Here is a 5,966-nt window from a genome sequence, read left to right on the forward strand (position 1 = left end):
CGGCCGCCGCGTGCACCAGCAGGGTCTCGCCGGCCCGCAGCCGGGCCCGGCGGTGCAGCGCGAACCAGGCGGTCTGGTAGCCGATGTGCAGGGCGGCGGCCTCGGCGTCGTCCAGTGCCTCGGGCGCCGGGAACGCGGCGGCGGCGTCCAGCAGGGCGTACTCGGCGAAGGCGCCGTGCGGCAGCACCGGGTTGCCGATCAGCCGCTCGCCCCGCCGGGCGCCGTCCACCACCTCGCCGCACAGCTCCACGCCGGGCGTGAACGGCAGCGGCGGGCGGACCTGGTACTGCCCGCGCACCATCAGCGCGTCCGGGAAGTTGACGGCCGCCGCCCGCACCCGGACCAGCAGCTGCCCCGGTCCGGGCACCGGCCGCGCGACGTCCTCGGCCAGTCGCATCACCTCGGCCGGCTCCCCGAGTTCGCGCACCTGCCAGGCCCTCACAGCAGCTCGCTCCTCTCCAGTCCCTGCTGGAGCCGGTTCATGCCGGCGATCCAGCGGTCCGGGTCGGTGGCCCGGACCCGGTAGTAGTCGGCGACCTCGGGGTGCGGCAGGAGGAGGAAGCGCTCCGCGCGCATGCCGTCCAGCGCCGCCTCGGCGACCTCCGCCGGGTCGAGCGCGGTCGGGGCCAGCAGCGCCTCGCCGACCGCGCCGGTGGAGGCGAGCATGTCGGTGCGCACACCCTGCGGGCAGAGCGCGTGCACCCGGACGCCCCGGTGGCGGTAGGTCGCGGAGAGCCACTCGGCGAAGGCCAGCGCGCCGTGCTTGCTGACGGCGTAAGGGGCGGAGCCGAGCATGGTGAGCAGCCCGGCGGCGGAGACGGTGGCCAGGAAGCGGCCCTCGCCGCGTTCCAGCCAGCGGGGGAGCAGCAGCTCGGCAGCCCGGACGTGGGCCATGACGTTGACCTCCCAGGCGCTCGTCCAGGCCGCGGCGGGCGCGTCCGCCCCGCCCACCGGGGCGACGCCCGCGTTGGCGCACCACACGTCGATCTCGCCGAGTTCGCCGTGGGCCCGCCCGACCAGGCCGGCCAGCCCCTCGGCGGAGGCGGCGTCCCCGGGCAGCGCGGTGCCCCCGCACTCCTTCGCCACGGCGTGGGCCGCCCCGGTGTCCAGGTCGTTGACCACCACCCGGGCGCCGGCCGCCGCGAAGGCCCGGGCCAGTGCGGCCCCGATGCCCCGGCCGCCGCCGGTCACCACCACGCCCCGGCCGTCGAACGCCCCGGTGGTCACATGCCACCGCCGAGGGTGACCCCGCCGTCCACGACGAGGGTCTGGCCGGTGATCCAGCCGGCGTCCGGGGAGAGCAGGAAGGCGACGGCGCCGGCGACGTCCTCGGGGACGCCGAGGCGGCCGAGCGGGTAGGCCTTGGCGACCTTCTCCTCGCGGCCCTCGTACAGCGCCTCGGCGAACCTGGTCTTCACCAGGGCGGGGGCGACGGCGTTGACCCGGACACCCTGGGGGCCGAGCTCGGCGGCGAGTTCGGTGGTGAGCCGGATCAGCGCGGCCTTGCTGACGCCGTACATGCCGATCCCGAGCGAGGCACGGATGCCGGTGATGGAGGCGACGTTGACGATCGAGCCGCCGTGCTCGCCCATCCAGGCGGCGTGCGCGCGGCGGGTCCAGGCCAGAGGGGCCAGCACGTTGACGGCGAGGATCTTGGCGGCGGCGGCCTCGTCGGTGTCGAGGACCGGCCCGTAGACGGGGTTGATGCCGGTGTTGTTGACCAGGTGGTCGAGCCGGCCGAAGGCTTCCAGGGTGCGGGCGACGGCCTCCTCCTGGTGCGCCGGGTCGTCGGCCTTGCCCGCGACGGCGATCGCGTTGTCCGGACCGCCCAGGTCGCGGACGGCCTCGGCCAACGGCTCCGGGTTGCGGGCGGTGAGGCAGACCTTGGCCCCGCGGTCGACCAGCTCGCGCGCGATGCCGAGGCCGATGCCCCGGCTCGATCCGGTGACGACGGCCACCCGGCCCTTGAAGGAGTGCACCACGGAGCGTCCTGCCTTTCCCACGGGGATGCCGAGTCCTGAGGACTGTCGCTGACTAAGCGCTTGCTCAGCATGCTGTCGGTGCGGGAGCCTGTCAACAGCCTGCCGAACGCCCGCTCGGCCCGCGGGGTGGTCGGCGGGAATGCCTGTACGAGTTCTCTGGGAGGATGGCGCCATGACCAGCACCCCGCTCGCCGACCTCTGGCCGACCCTGCCCGGTGCCGACGTCCGCCCCGAAGCGGCGTACCGGCTGCTCCAGGCCGCCGTCGAGTCGTTCGCGGAGCGCGGCTTCCACGCCACCACGACCCGGGACATCGCCACCGCGGCGGGGATGAGCCCGGCCGCGCTGTACATCCACTACCAGTCGAAGGCCGCGCTGCTGGCCGAGATCAGCCAGGCCGGTCACGCCGCCACGCTGACCCTGGTCCGGGACGCGGTGGCCGGCCCGGGCGGCCCGGCCGAGCGGATGCGCCGGCTGGTCGAGCAGTTCACCGCCTGGCACGCCCGGGCCAGGACGGTCGGCCGGGTGGTCAACTACGAACTGCACGCGCTGCCCGAGGACGCCTACGCGGTGGTCGCGGCGCTGCGGCTGGACATCGAGCGCGAGGTCAGCGCGCTGATCGAGGCGGGCGCGGCGGTGGGGGACTTCCACGTGACGGAGGTGCGGACGGCGGCCCGCGCGGTCACCTCGCTGGGCATCGACGTCTCCCGCTGGTACACGGCGAACTCCACCGAGGCGCCGGAGGAACTCGGGCGCCGTTACGGCGAGTTGGTGCTGCGGATGCTTGGCGCCCGGGTCTGAGCCCGGGGCTCGTCCGGCGGGCTCCGCCGGGCGGGCAACGGAGCGTCCCGGTCCGCCCTTGACCAGCTCGCGGGGTGCGGGCAGACTCGTATACGACGTACGTGTGCCTCGTACGTGTGCCTCGTAAGCGCGTAGCGCAGGGGTCGGCACGCAGGGTGACACCGCGAGCCCTCCCCGGCGCATTCCCACCGCAGCTCCCGCACTGCGGATCGAAGTAACCGTTCTTCTTCCACCGGGCCGCCTGACCCGGCATGACGGGGCGCCCGCCGCGACCGATCGTGGCGGGCGCCCTGCTGTCGGGCACTGCGGCTCAGGGGTTGTTCAGGCGGCGGCCAGGCAGAACTGCACCAGCCCGGCGTCCACATCACGGATGATCTGTTCCATCTCCGCCCACCGCGGGTGGAATTCGGCGCCCCACTCGACGGTGAAGCCGAGCACCTTGCCCTGGTCGGGGTCGGCGAAGCTGCGGGAGTAGACGTAGTCGTCACTGGTCCCGCTGGTCGGGTACAGATGGAAGCCGCTCATCGGTTTGTACGTCAGGCCGCGTACGCCGTTGACGCCCTGGCAGAACGCCTCGGCGAGCAGCACGGCGGCGTCCTGGTCGCCCTTGGGGATGTACTCGGAGTAGGTGAGGTCGCCGGGCAGGCCGCGCTTGCCGTCGTACTCGGAGTTGCGGAAGTTCATGTCGGGGTCGATCGACTGGTTCTCGTCGTCGCCCCAGTTGTAGAGCACGTCCTGCGAGTAGCTGTGCACGTCGACGAACCACTGGGTCAGCGGGAGCTGCTCCAGCAGCCACCGGACGTTGCGGGTCTCCGGTTCGGAGAACGCGCTCGGGCCGGCGTACACCTGCGGGTCGCACGGGTCGTTCGACACCTGGGGGTTGGCCTTCGGGTCGAAGGCGGTGACGAAGTCGAAGAGGAAATCGTAGTTGCGGTTGATGTCGACGCCGACGCAGTCCGGGTTCGGGCTGCCGCCGGCGTTGGCCGGGTTGCGGTTCTTGCGCCACATCGGCTTGACGGTCTGGCTGTAGTTCCGGCCGTCGGGGTTGACCAGCGGGTAGAGCACCAGGTCGAGCCGGTGGAGCAGGCTGCCGACCTGGGCGGCGGTGAAGGCGGTGCCGCCGTAGCCGAGGCCGGTGCCGTCCCGGTGGGATTCCAGCAGGTCGGCGGCGAGGTGGATGAGGATCTCGCAGCTGCCCCACTCGCGGGCGTGGACGCCACCGATCATCATGACGCACGGCTTGGGGGCCGCCGTGGGTTCGCTGATCAACAGGGCGTGGGCGGTGCGGCCCTCGTGCGAGGCCTCGGGCAGCGTGACGAGTTGGGTGATGTCGGGGTAGGCGGTGGCCAGGCTGGTCACGGCGGACTCGACCTCGGTGACGTTCAGGTACGGCATGGCGGGCCTCCCGGGTCAGCCGGAGAGCTTGGTGGCCAGGCCGCGCGGGACGGCGTCGGCGGGGGCGAAGCGGTCGCCGACGCCGACCTCGGCCTGGGCGGCGCGCCCGGCCTCGCTGGCGTTGCCGATCCGGGTGACCGTGATGCCCTCGCGTTCGAGGGTTGGGACCTGGTCGGCCGGGGCGTAGACGTCGATGCCGATGCGGCCGTCCTCCTCGACGTGCGGGCGTCCGCCGACGTCGGGGTGGGTGTCGCGCAGCAGCGCGCGCAGGGTCTCCGGGTCCTTGGCGGTGACGCGGAGGCGCAGGATGTCGTCGTGGGGTGACGCGTTCGAGGTGGAGGACATGGGGACTTCTTCCGGGCGCCGTCAGCGGGCTGCCGCGATGGTGCCGGGTGGCCCGGCGGCGCCGATCAGGGGGGATACGTCCGACGTGTACCTCGTATCCTCAGGATGCGTCGCTGCCGTAGAAGCCGTCAAGGGGCGGCTCGGGCATCCGGTCGAGCAGGCTGTCCAGGCCGCTCAGCAGCTCGGCCTCGTCGTCGAAGTCGGCGAACCGGGGCACCAGGGCGCGCAGCCGGGGGTACTCGCTGGCGGGCAGCCGGTGCAGGCCGAGCCGCAGGACCGGATCCGGCTCGTTCGGGTTGTCGACCACCTGGCGCTTGTCCACCAGCAGGCAGCCGAGGTTCCAGGCGACGAAGGTGCGGTAGACGGTCAGCGCGCCCGCGTCGTCGAAGCCGGCCTGGCCGAGCACGGCCAGGATGTGCTCGGTGAGTTCCAGCACCGAGGCGGGGCGGCGGGCCACCGGAACGGACAGCGGGCGGGTCGCGATCAGCGGCAGGATCTCGGGGTGGGCGTGCGCGGTGGCGGCGAACGCCCGGGAGATCCGGCGCAGTTCGGCACGCCAGCCGCCCTCTTGGGGGCCGCGGCCGGCGCCGGCCCGCAGCCGGGCGTTGATCTCGTCGAAGTAGGCCTCGACCAGGCCGTCGAGCAGGGCCTCCTTGCCCGGCGTGTAGCGGTACAGGGCCATCGACTCCACGCCGAGCTCGGCCGCCAGCCTGCGCATGGTCAGCGCGGCCAGGCCCTCGCGGTCGACCAGGGCCACGGCGGTGCCCAGCACCAGCGGGCGGCTCAGCCGGCCCCGCTTCTCGGGGGCGTCCTGCTCGGCCATGTCCGCACTCCTCCGGGTCCGTGGCAGCGTCGTCGGCCGCGCCCGAGCCGGTCGGGCCGCTCGGCAGGGCGGCTGCGGTGCAGGGCCCGCTGTCGGGCTGGGTCTTCGGGCTGGGTCTTCGGCGGATGTCACTCAACGGATACAGAACCAGGATACAAGGTATGAATCGGACGTAAACGGGTGAGCGGCTCTTGGTGACGGGTTCGCCGATCCCGCTGGTCAGCCGACCGTCGGAGGAGCCGCGCGGAGACGGTGGGTACGGCGACGGGGGCGGCGGGGCCGGTTGCGCTGCGTAGCCGGACGTGCCCGGGGGCGGTGGGCTGGTGGGCCGGGGGTGTGGCGTGGACCGTCGAGCGGCCGGCCGGTGGTCAGCCGAGCAGCGCGCCGCCGGAGGCCGGCAGCAGCTGCCGGCAGGCGGATGCAGTGAAGGCGCCGACGGTGAAGGCCGCCCGGGCCGGGACGCCGTCCTGGCTGCCGCCGCCGAGCACCAGGGCGGCGAAGTAGAGGACAGTGAGCGGGTTCAGCAGGGTGATGCCCAGCAGGGGCAGGAAGGCCCGGGCGGGGGTGGGCGGCGCGGCCTGCGGTCCGGCGGCGGTGCCGGGACGGCTGCGCAGCGCGCTGA

At 73.7% G+C, this 5,966-nt stretch carries 7 protein-coding genes and 1 pseudogene; 1 reads left to right on the forward strand and 7 read right to left on the reverse strand.

The window, feature by feature from the left end:
- From KS423_RS36495 to KS423_RS36505, 3 genes are all read right to left on the reverse strand, one after another.
- A partial coding sequence (locus KS423_RS36495; protein ID WP_224284038.1) for an alcohol dehydrogenase catalytic domain-containing protein occupies window positions 1-442 on the reverse strand: 442 nt, incomplete at its 3' end.
- Complete coding sequence (locus tag KS423_RS36500) at window positions 439-1,227, reverse strand: SDR family oxidoreductase (protein ID WP_224284039.1); 789 nt, start codon at window positions 1,225-1,227, stop codon at window positions 439-441. The genes KS423_RS36500 and KS423_RS36495, both read right to left, overlap by 4 nt.
- Window positions 1,224-1,982 (reverse strand): SDR family oxidoreductase, encoded by a 759-nt coding sequence (locus tag KS423_RS36505; protein WP_224284044.1) that lies wholly within the window; start codon window positions 1,980-1,982, stop codon window positions 1,224-1,226. The genes KS423_RS36500 and KS423_RS36505 overlap by 4 nt, the downstream gene beginning before the upstream one ends.
- Before the next feature lie 172 nt (window positions 1,983-2,154).
- On the opposite strand from KS423_RS36505, the gene KS423_RS36510 reads away from it, so the two are divergent.
- Complete coding sequence (locus tag KS423_RS36510; protein WP_224284040.1) at window positions 2,155-2,781, forward strand: TetR/AcrR family transcriptional regulator; 627 nt, start codon at window positions 2,155-2,157, stop codon at window positions 2,779-2,781.
- Between the two features lie 321 nt (window positions 2,782-3,102).
- On the opposite strand, the gene KS423_RS36515 is transcribed toward KS423_RS36510, so the two are convergent.
- The 4 genes and pseudogenes from KS423_RS36515 to KS423_RS36530 all read right to left on the reverse strand — a co-directional run.
- The gene (locus KS423_RS36515) at window positions 3,103-4,176 is read right to left on the reverse strand and encodes a M14 family metallopeptidase (RefSeq protein ID WP_224284041.1); all 1,074 of its coding nucleotides are present in this window, start codon (window positions 4,174-4,176) and stop codon (window positions 3,103-3,105) included.
- A 15-nt stretch (window positions 4,177-4,191) separates the two neighbouring features.
- Complete coding sequence (locus KS423_RS36520; protein ID WP_224284042.1) at window positions 4,192-4,521, reverse strand: hypothetical protein; 330 nt, start codon at window positions 4,519-4,521, stop codon at window positions 4,192-4,194.
- 100 nt (window positions 4,522-4,621) lie between these two features.
- On the reverse strand, window positions 4,622-5,344 hold the full coding sequence (locus KS423_RS36525) for a TetR/AcrR family transcriptional regulator (protein WP_224284043.1): 723 nt from the start codon (window positions 5,342-5,344) through the stop codon (window positions 4,622-4,624).
- A gap of 368 nt (window positions 5,345-5,712) precedes the next feature.
- Window positions 5,713-5,966 (reverse strand): annotated as a pseudogene (locus tag KS423_RS36530) (lysine transporter LysE); the annotation flags it as partial.

This window comes from Streptomyces sp. LS1784 (assembly GCF_020103755.1).
Classification (GTDB): Bacteria; Actinomycetota; Actinomycetes; order Streptomycetales; family Streptomycetaceae; genus Kitasatospora.